General features: G+C 62.3%; 1 protein-coding gene. It reads left to right on the forward strand.

Translation table 11 applies throughout. The annotated features are described in order from the left end of the window. A partial coding sequence (locus tag J8I35_RS34925) for a hypothetical protein (protein WP_280885172.1) occupies nucleotides 1–276 on the forward strand: 276 nt, incomplete at both ends.

Here is a 276-nt window from a genome sequence, read left to right on the forward strand (position 1 = left end):
CGCCGACGACAGGCCGGTCGACGTGGAGGTCGACAACGACGTCACCGAGCTATCGGTCGAGCTGAGGCCCGTCGACAACGAATTGATACCCGTCGAGGTCGAGGTCGACAGCGACGAGATCGAGCTGTTGGCCGACGACAGGCCAGTCGAGGTCGAAGTCGAGAGCGACGTGATCGAGCTATTCGCCGACGAGAGACCTGTCGAGGTCGAGGTCGAGAGCGACGTGATGGAGCTGTTCGCGGACGACAGACCTGTCGAAGTCGAAGTGGACAGCGA

Origin of the sequence: Burkholderia sp. CpTa8-5 (genome assembly GCF_017815045.1) — a bacterium.
GTDB classification, from domain to species: domain Bacteria; phylum Pseudomonadota; class Gammaproteobacteria; order Burkholderiales; family Burkholderiaceae; genus Burkholderia; species Burkholderia sola.